Raw genomic sequence first — 23,300 nt, 5'->3', positions numbered from 1 at the left:
AAGCCGGGCCTCAACAAGGCCTGACGCAAGCCGGCGGCGGGCAGTCCCAGCAGAACTGCCCGCCGTTTCCTTGAACTGGGGAGTTTTGCGCCGGGCCTTCGTTACTGGCGGTCGAGGCCGAGTCGGTGGGTCACCTCGTGGGCCATCGCGATGGCGTAGGACTGGCCCCGGTCCTGCGGGTAGATCTGGGACATCGTGGCCAGGGTGACGCCGGGCATCGTCGTGCGGTGGCCGGGAATCAGATTCCGGTACTGCGGCGTCACGATCGGCTGGGCGAAGCCCGCCTTGGAGAAGTGCCAGTCGAGGATCCAGGACCGGTCGAATTCCGGGTTGAGCTTGCGCAGCCAGGGTACGTAGAGATCCAGCAATTCGGCGGGTTCGGTGGTGAACCGCCAGTCTTCGCGCGGCACGTAGTTGCCGACGTAGACGATGTGCCGCCCGCCGTACTCGCCGCGGTCGATCATGTTGGTGTGCTCGACGACGGCCAGGAAGGGAAACGCGGTGTCGTTGATGTTGAGCCAGTAGTGCGGGATGACGCTGCGGTCGCACTCCAGGATGAAGCATGTCGCGCCGAGATACTGGTTCCGCCACAGCACGTGGTTGGTCTCGATCCCGGCCGCCTTGGCGAACACCGGTTGCGCAACGGTCACGATCAGCCGGTCGAACTCGTAGCTGCTGCCGTCTGCGGCCCCCACCAGCACCGTGGCGCCGGGCTGGCGGATCGTCTCCACCGGCTTGCTGAATTCGACCTTCCCGCCGCGTTCTTCGACCGCATCGAGCAGCGCCCGGTACACCTGCTCGAACCCGCCGTGCACATACCCCAGTTCGAAGGTGCGGTAGTGGATCCGCGCCCACAGCCAGGCCATCGAGATCTGCTCGGCGTGTGCGCCGAACTTGCCGGTCAGCAGGGGCTCCCAGATCGTCTCGGTGACCCGGGGCCCGGCCCAGCGGCGCATCCACTCCAGCGCCGGTACGGAGTTGAACCGCTGTCCATTTCGGACCGCTTTCAGCAGCGCCGAGGACGCCCCGAAGCGGAACCGGTCCAGCAGCGAGAACTTCGGGAACCGCAGCATCTCTTGTGGCGTGCCGAAGTCGTAGAGCTGCCCGTCCAGGTATATGCCCGTGCTGGGCCGGTGGAACCGCAGCAGGTGCCCGAGTCCGAGTTCTTCGACCAGCCCGATCATCGCCTGGTCGGTCCGGAAACTGTGGTGGTAGAAGCGTTCCAGCGGCGTGCCGCCGACCTCGATCGACGCCGCCAGCCCGCCCGGCTCCGCGGACGCCTCCAACACCGTGACGTCGTGTCCGGCCTTGACCGCGTCGAACGCCGCGGTCAGCCCGGTTGCGCCGGCTCCGACGATGCCCAACCTCATCGGATCACCAGTCTCATCCGAAGCTCCACTTCTTGTTGATCGTGTATTGGAAGAGCAGTACGACCGGCAGCGAACCGGCCTTGACCAGGTTCGGGTCGATGCCTAACCACCCGGAGAAACCCTGTAGCAGCACGAAGGTCAGCCCGATCCCGGTCACGCCGACGGCGTAGAAGCGCAGGAACCGCACCAGGATCCGGTCCCGCTTGCGGAAGTTGAACAGCGTGTTGAGCACGAAGTTGTTGGTGATCCCGGCCGTCGTGCTGATCGCGTTCGCGAGCTGCTCGTGCAGTCCGATCGCGTTGAACAGCAGCACGAACAGCAGGTAGTCCAGCACCACACCGCTCGCACCGATCACCGCGTAGCGCAGCAGCGACCGGCTGATCAGCCGGTCGCGGGAGGCGAGCGACTCAGTCTTTGTCATGCGAGATCACATTCCGCACGATGTACAGGGGGCGTTGTTGCACCTCGTGGTAGATCCGGCCGACGTAGCTGCCGATGACCCCCAGCGACAGCATCTGCAGCCCGCCGAGGAACAGCATCGCGACCATCAACATGGTCCACCCGGAGACGGTGATCTCGGGGAAGAAAAGCCGGAGCGTCACCGCGTAGAGGATGCCGAGCATCGCCAAACCTAAGCTAATGAACCCCATTCGGGTGATCAGCTTGAGCGGCACCGTGGAGAAGCTGGTGACCCCGTCGGCGGCCAGCCGCAGCATCTTGCGCATCGGGTACTTGGTCTCGCCGGCCAGCCGCTCGTCCCGGTCGAAGAGCACCTCGTGCTGCTCGAACCCCATTGACGCGATCATGCCGCGGATGAACCGGCTGCGTTCCCGGAAGCCCCGCAATTCCTCGGCGGCACGCCGGTTGAGCAGCCGGAAGTCGCCGGTGTCCACTGGGATGTCGACCTCGGCGCAGCGCCGCAGTACCCGGTAGTAGGTGTGCGCGGTGGCGCGCTTGAACGGGGTGTCGCGTCGGGTGCGCCGCCGGGCGGACACGATCTCCGCGCCGGCCAGCCAGGCGTCGATCATCTCCAGACTGACCCGCGGCGGGTCCTGCAGATCGGTGTCCATCACGATCACCGCGTCGCCCCGGGCGTGGTCCAGCCCGGCGGTGATGGCGATCTGGTGGCCGAAGTTGCGGGCGAAGTCCACCACCCGCACCCGCTGGTCGTTCTTGGCGAGGTCCAGCAGGATGCCCAGCGATCCGTCGGCGGAGCCGTCGTTGACGTAGATGAACTCGTAGTCGAATTCGGGGCGGGTGGCCGTGGTCGCGGTGAGTTCGTCGTGGAAGGGGCGGATGCCGTCCACCTCGTTGTAGACCGGAAGCACGTAGGAGATCAGCGGCGGCGAGCCCTCGTCGGTCCGCTGCTGTTGCGGCACCGGAACCGGGTCCCGGTGCCGCATCGTGTCGGCCATGGTCACTCCCCTCGCCAGCCCCACCGTGAAACTGGAACGCTCCGCGCGTCCAGGTCGTTGCCTGGAAGCGGGTAATCCATCGCGATCAGATGTCCCCATTCGGCGTAATCGGGGGTCTTTTCGGCCCCGAGCAGTCGCGTAGGGACTTCTCTCTCGGCGCCGATTTCCCGCACTCCGGCGAAGGTCCCGCCGATGCCGCGCGCGTACGCGGCGAACCCGGCGAATCCCATGTCGTCGGGCGGATTGACCAGGTAGGCCGGCGGTTCCACCAGCCCGCCGGCCACCCGCGGCAGGTCCTGAACGCACGGCAGGCTCCAGGTCATCGACCAATCCAACAGGATCGGGGCTTTCCCGCGCAGGTACTCGGCGAGCGGGATGACGTCGCGAACGCGTGGCGCGGCCACCGCGACCCAACCGGCCGGATCGGTGGTGCCGTCGGCCGCCCGCAGCCGCACCCGGTCGGCGCCAACCGGGACCTCCTGGGCGGAAACGTACAGGTCGCGCCATGCGGGATGATCCTGCGGCCGGTCCTCGACGACGTGGTCGGTCGGGTAGTCGACGCGCTCGTCGGGGTCCAGCCAGGTGTCGTCGAGGACACGTTCGCCGACGATGCCGGTGGGCGAGGCGAATTCCAGCGCGACCCGGTTGCCGTCGCCGCTGCGCCCGGCCACCGCGACGGCCAGTTCCTGGTTCGCGGCCAGCGGCGGCAGCGGGTACCAGCCGGTGGTCAGCTCGCCGGTGTTGATCGGCCCGCCGTCGAGGCTGCCCCACAGCTCCCGGACGCCCGCCGGCGGACCGAAGCCCGGAGAATACCCGGTTCCGGCGGTGAAGCCGACGCTCTCGGCGCGATCCCGGGTGGTCAGGGCGCCGCCGGGGACATCGGGAGTGGCGACCACATGGTCCGCGATCCCGCAGCCGCCGTCGGCGAGGGCGGCGAGGTTCTGCGCTCCGATGGAGTAGTCACCGGTCTGCCGGATCGGCGCGACGATGAACGAGTAGAGCACGAGCGCCACCGTCACCCCCACTGCTCCTGCGCTGATCACGGCGGGAGACCGGATCAGCATCCGCCGGGTTCGGTCCCGTCGCTTGCGTCCAGATAGGACGGATACCGCCAGCAGGACCCCCACCGGAAACCACCACCACGCCGGGTTGTTCAGCGGCCGTACCGGCTGTTCTCCCCAAGGCACCCCGTACCGCGAATGCAGGAACCAATTGTTCTTTCCAGCGAATGTCAGCGCCGCTGCGAACACGGCTAGCGCGGTGCACAGCAATCCGGCCACCGGAACGACCCGATCACGCGAGAGCCGCCGAGCACCGATCGCGATCAGCACCACACCTGCGGTCAGCGTAGCGGCTCCGACCCCCACCAGTGCGCCGAAATAGTGCGTCCACTTGGATGGAGTCAGGGCCATCAGGACAACGCTGATCAGCAGGCAGACCGGCGGCACGTGCGCCAGGCGCAGGCCGGGCAGCCGACCCGCACCGCGGAGCAAAAGCAGTCCGCCGTAGCCGGCCACCACCAGCGTCAGCAGGATCGGCGCGCGTCGCGCCAGGTCGCCTTGCAGGTCGAAGCCCAGCAGGTTCTGGTAGCGCACGATCTCCTGGAACCACGGCACGTCGGGGCCGTAGAAGGCGTGCAATTCGGTGGCTTTCCGGGCGCCGAACAGGGATTGGTCGGCGAACATCGTCACGATCCCGGTCGCCGCGATGCCCGCCAGCAGCGCGGCGACCGGCACGCTGAGCAGCCGCCGGAGCTGCGGGGCCAGCGCCACGAACGGCGCAATCGCGGTGATGCCCATCGGATTCACCGCCACCGAGAGCCCGGCCGCGAGCGCCGCCAGGCCCAGCCACCAGACCTGGCCGCGCCGGACCGCTTGCAGCACGCATGCGAACACCGCCGCCAGCCCCAGCGCCACGAAGGGTTCTGGGCGGATGCCCAGTCCGAAGGGCAACCACCAGGCAAGGAAACTGACCGCGGCGAGCCCCCGGACCGCGCCGCGTCGGCCGTGTTCCGGCAGCACCGCGCCGAGGATGCCGCGGCTGAGCACGAACCAGGTCAGCAAGCCGGCGAGCACGCTGGGAATCCGCATGGCGAGCGGGGTGAAGGTCCACGCGGCCACCGGCTCCAGGAGGTGCTGGGCCAGCGCGAAGGGCGTCTCGGAGGCGTTTTCCCAGCGGTAGTAGTTGCTGACGTCGCCGGTGTGCAGGCCGTTGCGGATCATCGTCGCCGCAAACGAGTCATCCGGCGTGGTCGGCCCCAGCACCCACCAGCCGCCGAGGACCACGACCACCGCGAGATCGACGAGGTAGCGCAGCGCGCTGCCGCGACCGCTGGGCGGCGAACCCCGTCGGCGCAAGCCGTGCGCGAACAACACCGCGAAAGCCAGTACGACCAGCAGGATCTGGGCCGCGATGAGGAGTTTCTTGGTGCCGGTCGGGGAGTTCTCGAACCAGTTCGCGGTGGTGACGTGCACCCGGAGGCCGTCGGCCTGCTGCGGGGGCAGGTCGGTGGCGAAGGCGACGATGTCCCGGATCCGCTCGCCGGGCAGTTCGACCACCCGGTCGCCGATCCGGGCGCGGCTGCCGGTGGCGTTGGCGTCGATCGCGACGTCGCAGCCCTCGGCGATCGGCGCGCGCAGCGCCTCGCGGCCTGCGACCAGGGCGATCGCGTGGTCGTTGGCGGTGGCGACGGCAAAGCCCTTGGTGGGCTGGCCGGGGAGTCTGCTGGCCACCAGCGTCGTCGGGTTGCCGCGTTGTTGCCCGGCCCGCACCACCGGGCACGGCACGCGGACGTGGACCTCGGTCGGCTTGTAGGGGACCAAGAACGCCAGCGTGCTCTCCGGCAGCCGCCCGCCCTGCGGCCAGCTCACCTCGACCCGCTGGGTGATCACCGGGGCGAGCGGAATGGCGATCGCGGCCAACACGGCCAGCACCCCGACGACGACTCCGGCGATGCGGATGGCGGCGGACGCTCGACGTGTCGGCTCGGCGCGGGAGTCGTCGGCGGCGGTCGGATCGTCCAGTCCGGCTGAGGTCTGTCCGATCCCGTGCGGCACCGACGTTCCCCCTGGTCAGTTCGGCTGGCGTGCGGCGCATTCCAGTCTTAGCCAACTCAGCGGATCCCGCAGCGCCTGAATGGGCGGCGGGGTTGGAGCCGTGCCGTTCCACCCGCACCGCCGCCCGCGTGACCGGGTGAAAATTGCCGGTCAGTGCTCCTTGAAGGGGTAGGCGGGGTCGCCGTCGGCGCCGCCGATGCGTTCGCGGTGCCGTGTCGTGGTGTAGTCGTCGCGTTCGATCGCGTAGCGCACCGAGTAGAGGTGACCCCAGGTGTTGCCGGGTGCGTCGCGCAGCCGGCTCGGCAACTCGAACCGCTGGGACTGCATCGGCACCCCGGCGAACACGCCGCCCATGTCGGTCCCGAACGTCATCGAGCCTTCGCCCTCGGGCGGCGAGATCAGCATCCGGGGGCTGGTCGCGACGCCGTGCGAAACCTGCGGATATCCGAACCGGCAGGGGAACACGAAGCTCATCTGCCAGTCGATCAGCACCGGTTCGCGCTCGTCGAGCGCCTGGCGCAGCGGCACCACGTCGCGCACCGCCGGGCCGCTGACGGTCAGCCACCCTTGCTCGTCGCTGGTGCGATCCTCGGCGAGCACCCGCACCCGGTCGGCACCGGCCGGGATCTGTGCGGCATCGACGGTGAGCAGCCGCCAATCGCGGAAGTTGCGCCAATCAATCGGTCGGCCGTGGCGCGGGTCGTCGAACGGCAGATCAGTCGGCGCCGCATCGCGCAGTTCGTGCGTTTCCAGTGGACGCACCTGCCGCGGCAACGAGGCACCGAATTCCAGGGCCAGCGAGTTGCCCTGCTCGGGCCGACCGGAGACCCACACCGACAGCGTCTGGTTCCCGGTCAGCCGCGGCAGGCCGAACCAGCCGGAGGTCAGCGAACCGGTCGTCTGCGGTCCGCCCGTCGTGCTGGTCCAGGCGAACTGGCTCGCCGAGGTCGACGCCACCTCCCCTTCCGGGGCTTTCGGGTCATCGGGCTTCTCGGCATGCAACGGCTCGCCCGGGTTTTCCGTGCGCAGGTCGGGTTCCTGCGGCGGCGTGCCACCCGAGGTGAAGCCGTCTAGTTCGGTGGACCCGTCCACCGGCGACAGCCGCTCGGCGATCGGCAGCGTCTCGACCTCGTCCTCCAGCCCGCAACTGCTGGCCCGAATGCTCTGCCAGTTCATCCGCGCGATGGAGAAGCGGTCGCCCATGATCTGCGGCGCGGCGATGAACGACCCGACCAGCACCAGCACCGACGCCAGCGCCGCCAACCCGAGCACCGACGCCGGCATGACCGTCCACACGAGACCGGTCAGGTCACGGTGCGACATCAACGCCCGGATCCGGACGAAGCCGAAGGTGAGCGCCCCAACCGTCGCGCCGGTGACGAGCCACAGCGCCGGGCTGTCCAGCGGCAGACCGGGCTCCACGGGCGTGTCGGACCACGGCATCGCGAGGTCGGACTGCATCGGCCACACGTTCGGCCCCATGAACGCCAAAGCCGCCGCCACCGACGCGGCGATCCCGCCGAACACGCCGATCAGCCGCGATTCCCGCTTCGCGTGGCCGAGTCTGCCGACCCGGCCCAGCAGCACGACCAGCACCACGAGCAGCGCCGAACCGACCCCGGCGAGCGCCCCGAAGTGGTGCGTCCACTTCGACGGCGTCAGCCACAACGCGACCAGGACCGCGACGACGGAGCCGAGCAGCACCGGCAGGTCGACCAGCCCGGTCCACCGGTGCACCTGCCGCATCGCGCACGCCCCCGTGATGAGCACCGCGGTGATGACGAGGAACACGGCCATGCGTTTGCCGGAGGCGCCCCAGATGATCGTGCTGAGCAGGCTCGTGTACCGCTCGATCTCCTGGTACCAGCCCAGGCTCGGCCCGAACTCGTTGTGGATGGCGGTGGCCTGCCGGACGCCGTTGAGGGTGGAGTCGGCGAACATCGCCACCAGCCCGACCGTACCCAGGCATCCGACCAGTACGACCCGCGTGGGCACGCTGATCCAACGGGGCAGTACGCCGTGTTGCACCAGCACCCGGCCGATGCGCGGCGCGAACACGAGCACGGTGACGAGCGCGCTGACGCCGGTGGGCGTGACGGCCACCGTAAGACCGGTGAGAAACGCGGCGACGCCGAGCCAGAAATGCGGTAGCCGCGTCCGGGTCATCTTCAGCAACGCCGCGACCAGCGCGGACGTGCCCAGCGCGACGAACGGTTCCGGCCGGATGCCCAGCCCGAACGGCAGCCAGCAGGCCAGGAAGAACACCGCGGTGAGCAGGTGCAGCGGCAGGCGCCGGGTGTCCTTGCACAGCGGCGCGACGATGCCGCGGCTGACGATGATCCAGGTCAGCAGCCCGGCGAGGACGCTGGGCAGGCGCAGCCAAGCGGGCGCGAGGCTTTCCTGCGACACCCAGCGCATCAGGTGTTGGACGAGCGTGAATGGTGTCTCGGAAGCGTTGAACCAGCGGTAGTAGTTGCCGATGTCGCCGGCGTCTTCGTAGTTGCGGATGGTCATCATCGCGAAGCCGTCGTCGTCCGTGAGCGGACCGATGACCAGCCAACCGGCCAGCACCGCGGCGACCGAGGCATCGACCGGCAGGAGTCGCGGCGACAGCCGGATCCTGCCGAGCGCGGGCGGGGAGTGGACGAGCAGCAGCCCCAGCGACACGACCGCGAGCGCCAGCACCGTGGTGATCAGGGTGCTCTTGACATCGGTCGGCGAGGTGTCGAACCACGAGTAGGTGCGGGCCGTGACCGAAAGCCCGGCCACTTGCCGGGGTTCGAGGTCCGTGGCGAAGGTGAAGATCTCCGGCGCGGCGATGCCCGGCAGCACGATCGGCGGCTGCCCGCCGGCGGTCACCACCGACTGCCCCGAGTCCGCGTGGATCGCCAGTTCGCAGGCGCCGGGCGGCAGCGGCACCTGGTGCTGGCCGAGCACGAGCTCCGGTTTGCCGAGCCGGGTGGTCAGGATCAGGCCCTCGCGGTCGCTGCCCGGCGGCAGGGTGGTCAGGACCGTGGTCCGTTGCGGCCGGTCGAGCGCCGCGCGCAGCACCGGGCACGGCACGAATGCGTCGAACGAGGCCGGCCGATAGGGGGCGAAGAGCGCGGTCGTGGACTCGGCACCCAATTCGGCGGCCGGCCAGTGCACTTCGGTCCGGTCTACCCAGACGGGTGCGAACGGCAGGGCGAGCGCGCAGGCGATGCCGACGATGCCGACGATGCACGCCACCACGTGCGCCAGCCAGTGACCTAGCCGGGACCGCTTCGGGCGTTCGTCGGCGGCGGGCTGCGGCTCGGCCGGCAGGTCGAGTTGCGCCGGGCTGATCCTGTACTTCACCGCGCTCCTCGGAGTTCGAAAATCCTTCGCAGTTCATCCTCGCGAACGCCTCGCGCGACCGTTGGTGTGGGTGCGCCGAATTCGTCCAGCCGATTGACGATCCACGCGCCCCACAGGTTGTCCTTGTATCGGCAACGTTGTGGCCGGCTTCCCGGTCTGGCCGTGGGCGCTGGCGGCCCGGCGGCCGAATCAGCGGGCCGGGGTGCGGGCGACGGCCATGATGTGCGGGCTGGTGCCGAGGAGTTCGGGGACCGCTTCGATGCGGCGGATGGCCCGGAGGACCGCTTCGCGGTACGTGTCGTCGGCCAGGCGCTCGGCGTCGGTCGTGTAGGCGCCGGCGCTTTCGATGGCCAGCAGCCGGACGTCGTCGAAGCCGGCGTCCGCCACTTCGTCGTGGAGTTCGGCGGGGCGGTGGAAGAAGGTCAGCGTGAACCAGTTCGGGTGCTTGTCCGGATCGACATTGCGGTGCACCCCGTCGCGCACGTCGCCCGCCACGATCGCGTCGAACTCGGGGTCGGAGATGTCACCGTTGCGGATACCGTCGAAGGTGGACGCATACCGGGAAACGGCTGCGGCGAGCAGGATTCCGCCCGGCCTGAGCACGCGGTGCGCCTCGCGCAGCGCGAGCACTCGGTCGTCCCGTTCGATCAGGTGGTAGAGCGGGCCGAAGAGCAGTACCGCATCCGCGCTGTCGTCCTCGAAGGGCAACTCGCGGGCATCGCCGACACCCGTGGAGCTCAGGGGCGCGTCGGGCTGCTGTTCCGAAGCCGCCGCGGCGGCCTCGACGTGCGGCGGCCATGCGTCGATCAGGTGCACCTGATAACCGTTGCGCGCCAACGGAAGCGCGTACGCGCCCCGTGCACCGCCGATGTCGTGGACTACCGCCGGGGCGGGCGGCAGGTACCGCTCCAGCAGCTCGGTGGTGCGAAGCGCTTCGAGCAAACCCCAGGTGGAGAGCCGATCGCGCTCGGGATCAAGGCGGTAGTAAGCCGAAATCGCGGTCTCGAAATCCTCCATGCCTGCACGCTACGCATCGGCGCAACTGAAAATGGCCGAGCGCGAGCTCGGCTGCACCGCCGCAACCGGTTGCTCCGGGTCGGTCTCCGCAAGCGCGTGAAGGAGGCTCGTGAACTCGCGGTGGTGCGTTGCGTTGTCCTCGGCCCCGTACAAGTTCGGGTTGGCGTTGAAGTCGATCCGCAGCGAGCCGTCCGAGCGGTCGTACACGTTGACCGTGAGGTCTTCGACCGCTCCGTTGCTCAGGTTGTGCACCTTCACCGGGTGCCGCCCGAAGTGCAGATTCGGTGTGTATCCCATGATGTTGATCGCCGGTGGTTCGGTCACCAGCCCGCTGTCGGCGATTCCCAGGTCGTGGACGAGGTACGCGGACGGATACCGCTGGTGCTGCATGAGGCCGCGCGCCCGCGCCGCGGTGTGCCGCAGGAACTCGCCGGTGGTCATCCCGGGATCCACCTCGACCCGCAGCGGCGGTGCGTTGGTCACCATGCCTGGCACGGCTCGTGCCACCGACCCCTGACGACCCGCCACCACCACTTCAAGCACCACGTCGTGCGCATCGGTTGCCCGCTGCACGTAGAGCGCCATCGTTGCCATCGCCACGGTCGGCAGGCTGCACCGAGCTCGCCGCGCCAGCCCGTGCAGTTGATCGGCGAGCGGGGGCGGCACTTGGCCGCTCGTGCGCAAGAAGCTGTGGGCGACCGGACCGCTCTTGCCCGCAAGCGTCGCGACGGCGGGGAGCGGGGACAACTGCTCCAGCCAGTACTCGCGGTCCCGCGTGAACCGCTCGGAACTCCGGTACCGGAGATCGTCCTCGATAAGGTGGCGCAACGAGCCCAGGCTGCTGGGCGGGCAGTCCTGCCCCAGTTCGATCGCCGTGTAAATTTCGCCGACCCGCTTCAGGAAAAGGGCGAACCCGAAGCCGTCCATCACGATGTGGTGCGCGCGGACGTAGAGCAGGGACCGGTCATCGGCCAGGACGAACACGGCGAAGTTGAACAGGGGAGTGCGCATGAGGTCGGCTGGCCGACGCAGGTCCGCCTCCATCTGCGCCAACGCCTCCGGCCACGGGTCCAGCGCACCCCGCAGGTCTACTACCGGCAGCGGCCAGTCGCGCAGCTGCTCGATTACCTGCCAGGGGCCCTCGGAATCGGCCTCGAACCGAACGCGGAAGGCATCGGTGTCCGCCACCGCCCGGCGCACCGCGATCTGGAGCAGCCGCAGGTCGACGGGGCCCTGGATGTCCAGGCATTCGGCGGCGGCGTGGATCGGATTCTCCGGGTCTGCCTGCTGAGCCAGCCAAACCGTGGTCTGCGAGGCGGTGAGCGGCAGGCGATCAAGACCACCCGACATGTGTCTCCCTAGGTTGTCACATTGGGTGGTCCCTGGCTCTACAAAGAGTGACGGGAAAACTGGCTGAGGACGCGCGGGCTGTCATCGGCCCGCATGCCCCAGTTGTCGGTAGCGACATCGCCCGAGCCTCTGCCAGGCTGGCGGAGTTGATCAATGCGACCTGGGGGACGGTTCGTGGGTTCGGGCGACGGAGTGCGCAACGATTCGGCGGCTTCGGTCGGTGGGCGCAGCGTGCAGGCCGGGCAGATCCACGGTGACGTGCACTTCCACCATGGACTCCGACGGCCGTCGGTGTCATCGCGACTTCTACGCAATCTCCGCCGGAGCCGTTGCTGTAGCTGGACTTCTGCCAAGTTACGCGAGATAAGCCATCGATGTCCATCCCGCGTACCCCTTGTCGCTACGCGACACGCCAACAATGTGGCGGAATCAGCCGTGCCACGTAAGTTGATTAGGGCGCACCGCAGCCCATCTTCAAGATGCGTTGTCGAGGTTGCGCAGGAAGGTGTGCCACTGGTCGGGCGCGAAGAGCAGGGTGCCGCCATCGCGGTTCTTGCTGTCGCGGACGCCCACGACCTCTCCTGTCAATGTGACTTCGATGCAAGCTCCGCCGTTTCCGTTGCTACGGCTGGACTTGCGCCACACTGCCCGGCATAAGTCGTAGTCCTGCACTTCGCGCCACTCCCTCGCTACCTGAGGTCTTTGATCATCCTTTCGAGTGTAGTGGCAGTTTCGGTTTCCTTGGAAGAGGAAACTTGGAGCTGTTGGAATGCCAGCGCGTATCGCTCGATCTGCGCAGCGTTGTCTACGTAGTCGCCGCTGGTCAGCGATTCGAGGTAGACCACGGTCGCCTTTGCCGGACGCTGGATTTCGAGGATGTAGAACGATGAACCCATCGCGACGTGCGCTCCTGCGGTGAAGGGGAGCAACTGGAGCGTGACGTTCGGCAGCTCTGCGATCTCACGTAGGTGCCTGAGCTGCTCGATCATGACCTCGGCTCCGCCGACGGTGCGGCGGAGTGCCGCCTCGTTCAGCACTGCCGAGAGGTGTAGCGGGCTCTTGCCTCGAAGCAGGGATTTGCGCTCGGTGCGGGCCGCGACCAGGCGATCGACCTCCTCCCCGCTCCGTTCCGGGTCTGCCGCCTGAGTGATCGCTCGCGTGTAGTTCTCAGTCTGAATGAGCCCAGGGATGAGCTCAGGCTCGTAGACCTGTATTGAGGACGCGATGCTCTCCAACGCGACGTAGCGCTGGGCCCAGTCCGGAATGCGGGCGGTGGTGCGTTTGCGTGCTTCGCGGGCAAGTTCGGTGACCGTCGCGCCGGTGGTCTCGTCGGCCCCGTAGAGCTCGATCAGCAGACGGACGTCACCCGCGCTGATCGTGGCTTTGCCGGTTTCGATCTTGCTGATGCGCGGCTTCTGACATTCAAGGATCTTGGCTGCGGCGTCCTGGGTCTTGCCTGACTCCTCGCGCAGCCTGCGCAGTAGTTGGCCGAGTTGGAGACGGGCGACGGGCGGGTTGGTCGCAGGCATTGGTGCCCTTTCGGCGAGATTTTCCTTTCAAGTAGCAATTCTTCGGTGGTTTCTTGGCAGTTCGCAACCATGATCACTCAACTGTGTAAATGCGAGGTAGAAACCTCACCCTCTATCGTTGATCTTGACGGCGGCCCGGGTGAGTCGCGGACTCCCTCCCCTGACCGGGCCGCCGTCTTTCCCAATTTCCCTTCACATTTCCATGTGGGAGGCAACGATGTTCGGGCTTTCTTCTCCTGGTCCCGTTGTTTACTGGCGGCCCAATGGTGGGCAGCGGCATGCCTTGTGGCCTCCCGAGCTTCCTCGGGCTGGTCAGACCCGCGAGACCGTTTGCGGGGCCACCATTACGCTGACCGAACCGTCCGAAGTAGACTGGTTTCATCCGACCTGCGAATCCTGCATGGTCTAGGCGCGCGAACTCCGTGACGCGCGAGAACGGGGAGAGGCGAAATGATCGGCGTCTTCTGGGTCCTCTGGATATCCGTGGCCGCTCTTGTCGTGCTGGCGGCACTCGGCGTCATGCCGCTGCGCGGTGGAACCGGCCAGCACGCGCACGCCGGGCCCGGCACTTACAGCGTGTGGCAACTGCGCGAAAACGCCACCAGACAAATGGAAATCGCTGCGGAGCCAGAAATCATCGTGTGGCCGACCGAAGACCCCGATCGGGGCCGCCACCACATCAGGAACATCGACCGGCTCTGTCACCGGCTGGCCGTGGCGATCCTGGAGCACGGAGCAGTGCGCTCGCCAATGCCAATTGACGTGTGTCCGCCGAGATTGTGAAGTACCGGCAAGGAAAACGGGCGTCCGGTGGACCCCGCTCCACCGGACACCCGTCCCTTCTCCCCTCCGCTTAGCGCTTCGGGAAGTCGACCACCGCGCCGTTGTCGCGGTGCCATTCGACGAAGCCGTGCTCGAACTCGCTCGCCCGGCCCTGTTCGGTGCCGTACTCACCCGTCACCGGGTACCCCAGGTAGGAGCGTTCCCAGCCCAGCTGCGACCAGCGGACGCGGATTCCGCCGTACACCTCGTGCGCGCCGGTCCGCGGCGTCCAGTAGATCGATGCCCCGCCGGTTCCGGTGAAGTGGTTGAACCGACCCCGCCCGTCCGGCGTGCCCAACTCATCGGTGGTCGGGTAGCCGAGCACGCCACCCGGGCCGCTCTGCTCGATGTACCGCTGCGCGATCACGCCCTGCACCGAGTGCGCGCCCGTCTGCGGGCTCCACACGATTCCGGCGGGGAACACGCCGTCGCCGTTGAACTGGTTGTAGCGCCCGACGCCGTCCGGCGCGGTGAGCTCATCGGTGGTCGGGTAGCCCAACGGACCGCGTTCCCAACCACTCGCCGCCCACTTCTCCCGAATCGCGCCCTGCACCGCGTTCGGGCCGGACGGCTGAGTCCAGTAGATCGAGGCGTTTTCGCGCTGAGAGTCCGGCGTGACGAAGTGGTTGTACACGCCGAAGTTGTCCGGCGTGTATCGCGTGTCGGTCGTCGGGTAGCCGAAGTGCGCGTCCTCGCCGAGTTCTCGGAAGTGCTCCAGGATCCGACCTGAGACCAGGTGCGCGCCGGTGCGCGGCGACCAGTAGATCGCCGAGTGGATCACGCCGTCGCGGGTCCGGAAGTCGCTGTACCGGCCGCCGCCGCTGCTGGCCAGCTCGTCGGTGATCGGCACGCCGAGCTTGTCGTGCCCGCCGAGCTCCACAAAACGGCTGTAGATCATCCCGCGGACCACCGTCACGTCGGTGTCCGGCGTCCAGTAGAACCGGGCGTGGGTGAAGTTCTGAAAGCGCAGCCCTTCATCCACGAAGACCTCCGGCCCGGCGGGCGTGCCGACCTGCGCTCGTTCCTCAGCGGACATCGACTCGTAGCGATACTGAATCGCGCCGCCGCCGAGATCGGCATCGCTCGCCGTCGGCGTGGCAGGTTGCGATGTGGCAGGTTCCGATGCCGGTGCCTGCGTGCTTGGTGCGGGCGTGCTCGGTGCTGGTTCCTGCGATGTCGTTGCCGTTTCCTCCGACGTCGGCATTGGTTCTGTCGGGGAAGATTCGGAAGTCGATGCGGTTGTGAGCGGTTCTCCGCTGGGCGTTTCGGTTTGCGCCAGTGCCGGCGCGGCCGTGGTCAGGCAAACAGCCGCTGCCGTGGCGACAGCGACCCCCAAGAGCCGTTTGGCTTTCACAGCAACCCCTTTCGCGTGTCACCTCGTAATCGCGCGAGCGGGGCGGGAGGTTGCCCGGTTTCCGGAACTTCTTCGCGCATTTCCGGGAAAATCCGGCGCGCCGGTCGCTCCTGTGGATGTCATGCGCGGCTAGGGGGTGGGTCGGCGTTGCCGACGGGCACCCTGGTCGGGGCCGGAACTTCCCAAGTTTAGGCAAAATCGGGAAACCAGAGGGGCCGGGGCACCCGCGCTTCCGTGGGTCCTCCGGTATTGCGGGCAGGTGGAGGACCCACGGACACGGGTACCCGATGAACCCCACTTCTCCGGGCACCCGCGCTTCCTCTGCGCGCAGCGCAGCGGGAAGTCGCATTCCGGACCCAGGGGCTGAAAAGCCCCCCGTCACCACAGTGATCGTCGCAGCGACGGGGAACGTTGCATCCAGACCGAAAATTTCCCACCTTCGGCGCTACCGGTGTCGGCTGCTTGCGCCGGGCTGCTGGATTCCCGAGTTGCGCTTGATTTCCGGATAGTCGTTGTCCGCCAGCGTCGGCAGGCGCGTCCACCCCCACCGTGTCTGCCGCGAGACAGTCAGGTCGTAGCGCCCCATCGGATGTCGGTAGCGGATCACGAACACGTTTCCCCAGGTCAAACGCGGCGGCCCGCCGGGGAGTTCGGCGGCCAGCCGGGTCTGCGTCCACTCCCTGGTCGTTTGCACCCACGCGCCGCCCCACTCCAGGTAGCTGATGTTGTCGAGCCATTCCGGCGGAATCGTCTCGAACTCGGTGAGCCGCACCGTCGGGGTGTCGGTGACACCGTCGCGGATGCCGACCTGGTCGACGCATGGCCACAGCGGCGCGTTGATGTGGTTGGCCAGCACGTGCTGGCCGCGAGTGAGTTCGGTGATGGGGCGGGCTTCGGTCAGCGTCGGTTCCGCGACCGCCAACCACGACTGCGCCCCGGTCACCTGGTCGGCCGCGATGACTCGGACGGACTGCGCGCCCGCCGGGATCGCGACCGCGAGCTGTTGCCATTCCCGCAACGTCGACCTGCGCAGCTCGGGGTGTAACTCCTGGGAAACGACGCCGCCAGGACGCGCGAACTCCACCCGGAGTTCCTGCCCTGCGAGTAGACCGGCCACCGGCACGGTCACGTGAGTGCCCGGACCGGACAGCGCATACCAGCCGGTGGTGAGGCGACCGACGTTCGGCGTCGTCCCGTCCGGCCGGTCGGTGTTCCAGATCGTCGTCGGTTCCGGCCAAGGTCCGGGCGGCAGCACCTCGCCGGGCTGGAAATCGCCGGAGAGCTGCGGCGCGGTCGGGGCACCGAGGCGCCCGGACGGCAACTGCACCTGCACATCGCTGGCCAGGCCGCAGCCGTCGCCGAAGAGGGTTTGCACACCCGAGCGTCCCACCGTCCAGCCGGGCGCCTGCCCTATCGGCGCGTAGCAGAACAAGGCGATCAGCAGCAGCACCGAGCCGATCGAGGCGACACCCAACACCGCCCGGTCCGGGCCTAGGCGAACCAACTTCCCGTGCCGACGACGCCATTTCGCCCACAAGTACGCGACCAGCGCGACGCCGATCCACAGCGCCGGATTCCGCAGGTAGAGCGGGCCGAAATGCGGTTCGAGGTTGTTGGTCTGCTCGTCCAGATTGAGGTGTTCGCCGAAGCGCTGCCCGGCGTCGGAGAACGGAATCCACCAGTTGTCCCCGGCGAAGCTCAACGAGATCGCCCCGATGATCAGCAGCATGCTCGCGCCGACGACCACCGGCCCGGCCCGTCGCGGCAACGGCGAGCGTAACAACGCCGCCGCCAATAACACCGTCGGCGCGGCGGCCACCGCGTGGAAATGGCTGACCCACTTCGTCGGGCTGAACGCGATCAGCACCAGCGCCACCGCCGTCGTGATCGCACTGGTGATCAGCAGGCGGCGGATCGGATCGCGGCCCATGCCGCCGCGTCCGCTGGCCAACGCGACCACGGCGACGATCGCCAGCGTCAACAGCACCGGCAGCCGACGTGCCCAACCGGCCGTGTTCAGCAGCGTGTTGTAGTGCCGGAATTCCTCGTACCAAGGAAATGCCAGGTAATACCAGCGGTGGATATCGGTCGCCTCCAGCACGTCGCCCAGCGTCGCGTCGGCGAAACCCACCGGTACAACGACACTCGCCGAAGCGACCGCCAGCAACAGCGCAGCGATGCGGCCCGACCACTGCTGCCGACGCAGCCACCGCAGCAGCCACGGCACGCTGAGCACTAGGGGAGCGGCTGCGACCAGCCCCGACGGCGAAGCGGTCATCGCCAACGCCGCGAACATCGTCGCCACCGCCAACGCGCCGATCGAATGGCGCAAGTAGGCGGCTTCGGCGAAGAGCAAGGTTGCGGCCGCGCAGACCACGATCACCGGTTCCGGGCGCAGCGACATGCCGTAGGACAGGAACCAGACCAGATGCGCGACCAGCAGGGCCCAGGGCACCGCGCGGATCTTCGCGGCACGACCGAGCAGCGTCGCGAACACGATGCGCAGCAGGGCCCACGTCGCGAGTCCGCAGAACATCGGGACCAAACGCATCCACCACAGCGACCAACCACCGAGCTCGCCCCACCACTGGAGCAGGTATTGGCCCAGCACGAACGGGTTCTCGGTCGCGTTGAACATGTAGACGAAGTTGCCGATGTAGCCGGTCTCGCCCGCGTTGCGGGCCATCATCAGGTACCAGCCGTCGTCCATGTTGACCGGCCCGAGCACCACCCACCCCGCGGCGACCAGCACCATGACTGCGTCGGCAGCGCCGGGACGAGGTATCGACAGGCCCCGCATCGACTGCCTCCCGCGCCAGCGGCGCCACGCGAGCACCAGCAGCGCGATCAAGCATGCGGCGTGCGCCAGCAGGAGCGCGATCTTCCAGGCGGTGGGAGAGGATTCATAGCGCGCGTCGGTGTGCAGCACAACCTTGAGGCCGTTGACCGAGCCGCTGGTGGACAGCTCGGAGACCTGCGGCGGCAACAGATCCGGGCGGTTCACCAGCAACGCGCCGTCCCGGAAGACGCGGATGCCGGTGGCGTCGGCCAACACTCGGTAGTCGCACTTCGCGCGCAGGGGATCGGCGAGGATTTCCTTACCGTCGACCAGGAAACGAGTTTGCCCTGCCCGCGCGGCCACCTCCAGGCCGGGGGCGTTCGGGGCGTGGGTGCGCAGGGCCGATGCCGTGCTCGTGCGGAGCGTTTCGCAAGAGATCGTGGCGTCGAAGTCCAACGGCCGATACGGCGACAACGGCAACACCGTCGATGGCGTCGTATCGCCGGACCGCGGCCAGGTGACCACGGGCGTATCGGCCTTCACCGGAGCAAGCATCGCGAGCAGCCCCAGCAAGATCGTCAATCCGGATAACGCCGCGAGCCGGCGGTTGCCTATGAGCCGCGAGTCCGGCGCAACGACTCCCATACCCTGTGGACTTCAGACAACGCACGGAGGTTGCCCGCCCGGGTCCACGAGTAGATCACGGATCGTGCCGTGGGGTACCTGATCCGGCGATTTCAATGGAAACCGGCGCGTCGGTTTCCATTGAAATCGCCCACGATCAGAACGGCAGGCGACGGAAGATGACCCGCGGCAGGTGCCGCAGCACCGTCATCACCCAGCGCATTTGCGCGGGCGCCCACACCTGCTCCTTGCCCTTGCGGACCGCATCCACGATGACGTCGGCGACCTGCTCCGGCGTCTGCGCCATCGGCGCCGGCTTCATGCCCTCGGTCAGCTTGGTGTGCACGAAGTTCGGGCGCACCACGGTGACCTTCACGCCGGAACCGCCGAGTGCGTAGGTCAGGCCGGTGTAGAAGGCGTCCAACCCGGCCTTCGACGAGCCGTACACAAAGTTCGAACGCCGGGCCCGCTCGGCGGCCGGCGACGACATCGCGACCAGGTGCCCGTGCCCCTGCTTGCGCAACTTCTCGGCCAGCCGCACGCCCAGCGTCATCGGCGCGACGTAGTTGACCTCGGCGACCTCGCGGGCGGCCTCGACGTCCGTCCAGCCCTGCTCGTTATCGCCCTGGATGCCGAACGCCACCAGCGTGACGTCGATGTCGCCGTCGGCGAACGCCTTGTCGACCGCCTCCGCGTGCGTCTCCGGCTTGCGCGCGTCGAACGGCACCGTCGCCACGGTGCTGCCGGTCTTGCGCAGCCGCTCGGCCGCGGCTTCCAGCCGCTCCGACGGGCGCGCCGCCAACACGATCCTCAGCGGACGCTGGGCGGCGTACTTCTCGGCCGTCGCCAGTGCGATATCGGAGGTCCCGCCGAGGACGAGCAGGGACTGGGGGTTACCAACCGCGTCAATCACAGGGCCAACCTTCGGGACAGATCGGAACGGAAAATGCCATCGGGGTCGACGGTGGCACGAACCTTGCGCCATTCGTCGAGCCTGGGATACATCTGCCGGATCATCTCCGGCGTGGTGCGCGAGTCCTTGGCGAAGTACAGCCGCCCGCCCGCGCCGAGCACCAGCTCGTCGAGTTCCTCGCAGAACCGGTGCAACCCGGCCTTGATCGGGAAATCCATGCTCAGCATCCAGCCCGGGTGCGGCCACGATAGCGGCGCCGGGTTGCTCTCGCCCATCCGCTTGAGCACGTTGATGAACGACAGGTGTCCGGAGTGGACGGTCTTGCGCACGATCCGCGCCAGCGTCTCCTCGCCACCGAAGGGCACCGAGAACTGGTACTGCAGGAACCCCTTCGAACCGTAGGCGCGGTTCCACTCCCCGAACAGGTCCAGCGGGTGGTAGAACTGCGTCAGGTTCTGCACCTTGCCGCGCGCCTGCCTCGGGTAGTTGCGGTACGCGACCTCGTTGAGCGCCCCGAAGGTGAGCTTGTTCGCCAGTCCGTTCGGGAACACGTCGGGGAACTTCAACAACTGCGGCGCATCGAACTTCAGCGGCTCGGCCCGCAGGTTCGGCGGCAGCTCGTCCAGCCTCGCCAGCGAGCCTCTTGAGAACCCGGCCCGGCCCAGCTTCGCGCCGGTCGAGATCGTGTCCAGCCACGCCATCGAGTAGTCGTAGGTGTCGTCCGAACCGTTGGTGAACAGCTCCATCGTCTCGTCGAGGCTGTTCGTGCGGTCGTTGTCGACGATGAAGTACGCGGTCTCGGTCTTCTTCATCCGGATCTTCGCGCGCAACACGATGCCGGTCAGGCCCACGCCGCCGACGGTCGCCCAGAACAGCTCGGCGTTCTCCTCCGGCGTCAGCGCACGGACCTCGCCGTCGGCGGTGAGCAGGTCCAGCGACAGCACGTGGTTGCCGAAGCTGCCATGCGAATGGTGATTCTTGCCGTGGATGTCGCAGCCGATCGCGCCACCCACGGTGACCTGCCTGGTGCCCGGCAACACCGGCACCCACAGGCCGTGCGGCAGCGCGGCCTTCATCAGCTGGTCCAGGCTCACCCCGGCGTCCACGTCGACGACCGCGTCCTCCGGGTCGATGGCGTGGATGCGGTTCAGCGGGGTCATGTCGATGACCGTGCCGCCCGCGTTCTGCGACGGGTCACCGTAGCTGCGCCCCAGGCCACGCGCGATGACGCCGCGCCCGTCGGCGGTGCGGACCGCCTCCGCGATCGCGTCGAGGTTCGTGGTGCTGAGCACCCGCGCCTTCGTCGGCGCGGTCCGGCCCCAGCCGGTCAGCGTCCGTACGGCAGTGGTCATCAGAGGCTCAGCCTCCGGGCCAGGTCGGAGCGGAAGACGCCCGCCGGGTCGACCGCGGCGCGGATCTTGCGCCACTCGCCGATCCGCGGGTACATCTGTTCGATCATCTCGGCCGTCGTGCGGGACTCCTTGGCCAGGTACAGCCGGCCACCCGCGTGCAGCACCATCTCGTCGAGCTCCTGGCACAGCCGGTCCAGGCCCGGGGTGATCGGGATGTCGACCGTCAGCGTCCAGCCCTTGCGCGGGAACGACATCGGCGCCTTGTTGCCCTCGCCGAAGGTCTTGAGCACGTTCAGGAACGACACGTGGCCGGACGAGCTGATCTTGTCGATCGAGCGGCGGAACATCGCCTCCTGCCCGAACGGCACCATGAACTGGTACTGCAGGAAGCCGTGCGAGCCATAGACCCGGTTCCACTCGCCGACCAGGTCCAGCGGGTGGAAGAACTGGGTGATGTTCTGCACCATGCCGAACTTCGTCGGCGCCTTGCGGTACCAGACCTCGTTGAACGCGGTGATGGTGAACTTGTTGACCAGGCCGTTGGGGAAGATCGGCGGGGCCGTCATCAGCTGCGGCGCGGTGAACTTCAGCGGGTCCTTGCGCAGCTTCTTCGGCAGGTCCTCGATCCGGGCCGAGTTGCCGCGGGTCAGCAGCGCGCGGCCCATCTTCTCGCCGCGGGCCAGCGAGTCGAACCAGGCGACCGAGTAGACGTAGTTGTCGTCCGAGCCGTCGGTGAAATGCTCGATCAGCTCGTCGAGGTTCTTGGTCTGGACGTTGTCCACCAGGAAGTACGCGGTCTCGACGCGCTTGAGCTTGATCGTCGCGTTGACGATGATGCCGGTCAGGCCCATGCCGCCGACCGTGGCCCAGAACAGCTCGGCGCCCTCGCCGTCCGGGGTCAGCGTGCGGACCTCGCCGTCGGCGGTGAGCAGGTCCAGCGACAGCACGTGGCTACCGAACGAGCCCTGCGAGTGGTGGTTTTTGCCGTGGATGTCCGAGCCGATCGCCCCACCGATGGTGACCTGCCGGGTGCCGGGCAGCACCGGGATCCACAACCCGTACGGCAGCAGTCGGCGCATCAGGGTGTCCAGCGACACGCCTGCGTCCACGACAACCGTCGCGTTGTCCACGTCGATCTGGTGCACCCGGTCGAGGGCGGTCATGTCGATGACCGTGCCGCCGGCGTTCTGCGACGGGTCGCCGTAGCTGCGGCCGAGGCCGCGGGCGATGACGCCCCGATCACCTGCCTCGCGGACCGCCTTGGCGATCGCCTCGACGTCCGGGGTGCTGACGACGTGCGCCCTGGTCGGCGCGGTGCGCCCCCAGCCGGTCAGCGTCTGAAGCTCGTCCTTTACCGATCCCACCCAGCCGAGTCTATCCGCGCAGTGGAGGCCGATACGGCCGGGTACATCCGGTCCCGGGCGGTGTGCGATGCCTCATCGCTACACTCGCGTGGGACGTCTGCGGAGTTCGATCTCCCGCGTCTTCGGCGTCTAGCCGGGTGCCCAGGTGCCGATTGCCCGGTTGTCGGAATGCCCTGTCGTCGGATCCCGAGGTGAACAAGTGGCCGTGGCCGATCCCGCAGCCGAGACCGAGACGAAGCGCCTAGGCGTCTTCAACCAGCTGTTCCGCTTCATCATCATCGGCGGCGGCTGCGCCATCATCGACGCCGGGGTGTACGCGATCCTGCTCTCGCTGGGATTGCCGAACTGGACCTCCAAAGCGGTGTCGTTCATCCTCGGCACCACGGCTTCCTACCTGATCAACCGGAAGTTCACCTTCAGCGGCGCGAGTACCGGCAATGCCAAGGCGAAGGCGGTCGCGTTCGCCGCCGTCTACGGCGTGACCTTCTTCGTCAACGTGGGCACCAATCAGCTGCTGTACGTGACGCTGCCGGACTTCAACGAGCAGTTCCGCTACGCCGTGTGCTGGGTCGTCGCGCAGGGTCTCGGCACACTGATCAACTTCGTGATGCTCAAGTGGGTCGTCTTCCGCGACTGATCCCGAGGGCCGCGACCGCGAGGCCGCGAGCGGGGCGTTGACGTTGGGGCGATTTCGCGCGAAAACGCCCTGGTCCCAGGGGCTGCGTCAACGTCGGAAGCCGGTGCCTCGGGCCGGTGCTCCGTAGGCGTTGGCGTCGGAGCGGGTCATTTCGATGTGTGCCGTGGCCACGTGCGCGAAGTTCACCGCGAAGCGGCTGCCGTCGGCCGTGGTGAGTGACTTCGTGTGGCCGTTGGCCATCAGGTCGGCGAGTACGTCGCGCAGCGCGTCGGCCTCGGCCGGGTCGAGCGCGATGTGCAGCGGCTGGCTGACTCCGGCGAGGTGCAGCACGAGTCCGGGTCGCGTGTCGGGCATCAGATCTCCCTATCGCAGGCGCCCCGAC

Annotated in this window: 19 protein-coding genes; 3 read left to right on the top strand and 16 right to left on the bottom strand. The window is 67.9% G+C overall.

From position 1 onward, the window contains the following. Window positions 1-101 precede the first annotated feature (101 nt). From BJ970_RS08360 to BJ970_RS08315, 10 genes are all read right to left on the bottom strand, one after another. A complete protein-coding gene (locus BJ970_RS08360) occupies window positions 102-1,370 on the bottom strand; it encodes an NAD(P)/FAD-dependent oxidoreductase (RefSeq protein WP_184725636.1) in 1,269 nt (422 codons plus the stop codon). A 13-nt stretch (window positions 1,371-1,383) separates the two neighbouring features. Next, window positions 1,384-1,791: a GtrA family protein gene (locus BJ970_RS08355; protein WP_184725634.1), complete on the bottom strand. Its 408-nt coding sequence runs from the start codon at window positions 1,789-1,791 to the stop codon at window positions 1,384-1,386. Further along, on the bottom strand, window positions 1,778-2,785 hold the full coding sequence (locus BJ970_RS08350) for a glycosyltransferase family 2 protein (RefSeq protein WP_184725632.1): 1,008 nt from the start codon (window positions 2,783-2,785) through the stop codon (window positions 1,778-1,780). Before BJ970_RS08350 ends, BJ970_RS08355 begins: the two co-directional genes overlap by 14 nt. A gap of 2 nt (window positions 2,786-2,787) precedes the next feature. Beyond that, on the bottom strand, window positions 2,788-5,841 hold the full coding sequence (locus BJ970_RS08345; protein WP_184725630.1) for an arabinosyltransferase domain-containing protein: 3,054 nt from the start codon (window positions 5,839-5,841) through the stop codon (window positions 2,788-2,790). Between the two features lie 150 nt (window positions 5,842-5,991). Next, entirely contained in the window at window positions 5,992-9,177 is a 3,186-nt protein-coding gene (locus tag BJ970_RS08340) for an arabinosyltransferase domain-containing protein (RefSeq protein ID WP_184725628.1), read from the bottom strand. Between the two features lie 189 nt (window positions 9,178-9,366). Next, window positions 9,367-10,194, bottom strand: coding sequence for a class I SAM-dependent methyltransferase (locus BJ970_RS08335; RefSeq protein WP_184725626.1), 828 nt, complete (start codon window positions 10,192-10,194; stop codon window positions 9,367-9,369). Between the two features lie 9 nt (window positions 10,195-10,203). Beyond that, entirely contained in the window at window positions 10,204-11,544 is a 1,341-nt protein-coding gene (locus tag BJ970_RS08330; RefSeq protein WP_184725624.1) for a condensation domain-containing protein, read from the bottom strand. Window positions 11,545-11,560: 16 nt separating this feature from the next. Beyond that, a complete protein-coding gene (locus BJ970_RS08325; RefSeq protein WP_184725623.1) occupies window positions 11,561-11,926 on the bottom strand; it encodes a DUF397 domain-containing protein in 366 nt (121 codons plus the stop codon). A 92-nt stretch (window positions 11,927-12,018) separates the two neighbouring features. Next, the gene (locus BJ970_RS08320) at window positions 12,019-12,216 is read right to left on the bottom strand and encodes a DUF397 domain-containing protein (RefSeq protein WP_184725622.1); all 198 of its coding nucleotides are present in this window, start codon (window positions 12,214-12,216) and stop codon (window positions 12,019-12,021) included. 17 nt (window positions 12,217-12,233) lie between these two features. Further along, a complete protein-coding gene (locus tag BJ970_RS08315) occupies window positions 12,234-13,073 on the bottom strand; it encodes a helix-turn-helix domain-containing protein (protein ID WP_184725621.1) in 840 nt (279 codons plus the stop codon). A 202-nt stretch (window positions 13,074-13,275) separates the two neighbouring features. Between BJ970_RS08315 and BJ970_RS39920 the strand changes: the two genes are divergently transcribed. Both BJ970_RS39920 and BJ970_RS08305 read left to right on the top strand, forming a co-directional pair. Beyond that, the gene (locus tag BJ970_RS39920) at window positions 13,276-13,482 is read left to right on the top strand and encodes an HC3 family zinc finger protein (protein WP_376775110.1); all 207 of its coding nucleotides are present in this window, start codon (window positions 13,276-13,278) and stop codon (window positions 13,480-13,482) included. A 41-nt stretch (window positions 13,483-13,523) separates the two neighbouring features. Continuing rightward, entirely contained in the window at window positions 13,524-13,856 is a 333-nt protein-coding gene (locus tag BJ970_RS08305) for a hypothetical protein (RefSeq protein WP_184725619.1), read from the top strand. A gap of 70 nt (window positions 13,857-13,926) precedes the next feature. Here BJ970_RS08305 and BJ970_RS08300 read toward each other — a convergent pair whose 3' ends face one another. The 5 genes from BJ970_RS08300 to dprE1 (BJ970_RS08280) form a co-directional block, all read right to left on the bottom strand. After that, window positions 13,927-14,931 carry a hypothetical protein gene (locus BJ970_RS08300; protein ID WP_246470770.1) on the bottom strand — a complete coding sequence of 335 codons (1,005 nt, stop codon included), beginning with the start codon at window positions 14,929-14,931 and terminating at the stop codon, window positions 13,927-13,929. 763 nt (window positions 14,932-15,694) lie between these two features. Continuing rightward, window positions 15,695-18,673 (bottom strand): arabinosyltransferase domain-containing protein, encoded by a 2,979-nt coding sequence (locus tag BJ970_RS08295; RefSeq protein WP_184725616.1) that lies wholly within the window; start codon window positions 18,671-18,673, stop codon window positions 15,695-15,697. A gap of 136 nt (window positions 18,674-18,809) precedes the next feature. Further along, window positions 18,810-19,565, bottom strand: coding sequence for a decaprenylphospho-beta-D-erythro-pentofuranosid-2-ulose 2-reductase (gene dprE2, locus BJ970_RS08290; protein ID WP_184725614.1), 756 nt, complete (start codon window positions 19,563-19,565; stop codon window positions 18,810-18,812). After that, entirely contained in the window at window positions 19,562-20,917 is a 1,356-nt protein-coding gene (dprE1, locus tag BJ970_RS08285; protein WP_184725611.1) for a decaprenylphosphoryl-beta-D-ribose oxidase, read from the bottom strand. The genes dprE2 and dprE1 (BJ970_RS08285) overlap by 4 nt, the downstream gene beginning before the upstream one ends. Further along, a complete protein-coding gene (gene dprE1, locus BJ970_RS08280; RefSeq protein ID WP_184725609.1) occupies window positions 20,917-22,281 on the bottom strand; it encodes a decaprenylphosphoryl-beta-D-ribose oxidase in 1,365 nt (454 codons plus the stop codon). The genes dprE1 (BJ970_RS08285) and dprE1 (BJ970_RS08280) overlap by 1 nt, the downstream gene beginning before the upstream one ends. A gap of 199 nt (window positions 22,282-22,480) precedes the next feature. On the opposite strand from dprE1 (BJ970_RS08280), the gene BJ970_RS08275 reads away from it, so the two are divergent. Continuing rightward, window positions 22,481-22,918 carry a GtrA family protein gene (locus BJ970_RS08275; protein ID WP_184725607.1) on the top strand — a complete coding sequence of 146 codons (438 nt, stop codon included), beginning with the start codon at window positions 22,481-22,483 and terminating at the stop codon, window positions 22,916-22,918. An 87-nt stretch (window positions 22,919-23,005) separates the two neighbouring features. Here the strand turns inward: BJ970_RS08275 and BJ970_RS08270 are convergent, their stop codons facing one another. Next, the gene (locus tag BJ970_RS08270) at window positions 23,006-23,272 is read right to left on the bottom strand and encodes a hypothetical protein (RefSeq protein WP_184725605.1); all 267 of its coding nucleotides are present in this window, start codon (window positions 23,270-23,272) and stop codon (window positions 23,006-23,008) included. Window positions 23,273-23,300: the final 28 nt, after the last annotated feature.

The organism is Saccharopolyspora phatthalungensis, assembly GCF_014203395.1.
GTDB classification, from domain to species: domain Bacteria; phylum Actinomycetota; class Actinomycetes; order Mycobacteriales; family Pseudonocardiaceae; genus Saccharopolyspora; species Saccharopolyspora phatthalungensis.
Note: the sequence above shows the minus strand (reverse complement) of the source record. Positions and strands in the feature narration are given on the sequence as shown.

What these genes read in the sequence shown, in the direction of transcription:
- BJ970_RS08360 (WP_184725636.1), bottom strand. Translation starts at nt 1,370, where the DNA reads ATGAGGTTGGGCATCGTCGGAGCCGGCGCAACCGGGCTGACCGCGGCG.
- BJ970_RS08350 (WP_184725632.1), bottom strand. Translation starts at nt 2,785, where the DNA reads ATGGCCGACACGATGCGGCACCGGGACCCGGTTCCGGTGCCGCAACAG.
- BJ970_RS08335 (WP_184725626.1), bottom strand. Translation starts at nt 10,194, where the DNA reads ATGGAGGATTTCGAGACCGCGATTTCGGCTTACTACCGCCTTGATCCC.
- BJ970_RS08355 (WP_184725634.1), bottom strand. Translation starts at nt 1,791, where the DNA reads ATGACAAAGACTGAGTCGCTCGCCTCCCGCGACCGGCTGATCAGCCGG.
- dprE1 (WP_184725611.1), bottom strand. Translation starts at nt 20,917, where the DNA reads ATGACCACTGCCGTACGGACGCTGACCGGCTGGGGCCGGACCGCGCCG.
- BJ970_RS08295 (WP_184725616.1), bottom strand. Translation starts at nt 18,673, where the DNA reads ATGGGAGTCGTTGCGCCGGACTCGCGGCTCATAGGCAACCGCCGGCTC.
- BJ970_RS08325 (WP_184725623.1), bottom strand. Translation starts at nt 11,926, where the DNA reads ATGGACATCGATGGCTTATCTCGCGTAACTTGGCAGAAGTCCAGCTAC.
- BJ970_RS39920 (WP_376775110.1), top strand. Translation starts at nt 13,276, where the DNA reads ATGTGGGAGGCAACGATGTTCGGGCTTTCTTCTCCTGGTCCCGTTGTT.
- BJ970_RS08315 (WP_184725621.1), bottom strand. Translation starts at nt 13,073, where the DNA reads ATGCCTGCGACCAACCCGCCCGTCGCCCGTCTCCAACTCGGCCAACTA.
- BJ970_RS08330 (WP_184725624.1), bottom strand. Translation starts at nt 11,544, where the DNA reads ATGTCGGGTGGTCTTGATCGCCTGCCGCTCACCGCCTCGCAGACCACG.
- BJ970_RS08300 (WP_246470770.1), bottom strand. Translation starts at nt 14,931, where the DNA reads ATGTCCGCTGAGGAACGAGCGCAGGTCGGCACGCCCGCCGGGCCGGAG.
- BJ970_RS08305 (WP_184725619.1), top strand. Translation starts at nt 13,524, where the DNA reads ATGATCGGCGTCTTCTGGGTCCTCTGGATATCCGTGGCCGCTCTTGTC.
- BJ970_RS08270 (WP_184725605.1), bottom strand. Translation starts at nt 23,272, where the DNA reads ATGCCCGACACGCGACCCGGACTCGTGCTGCACCTCGCCGGAGTCAGC.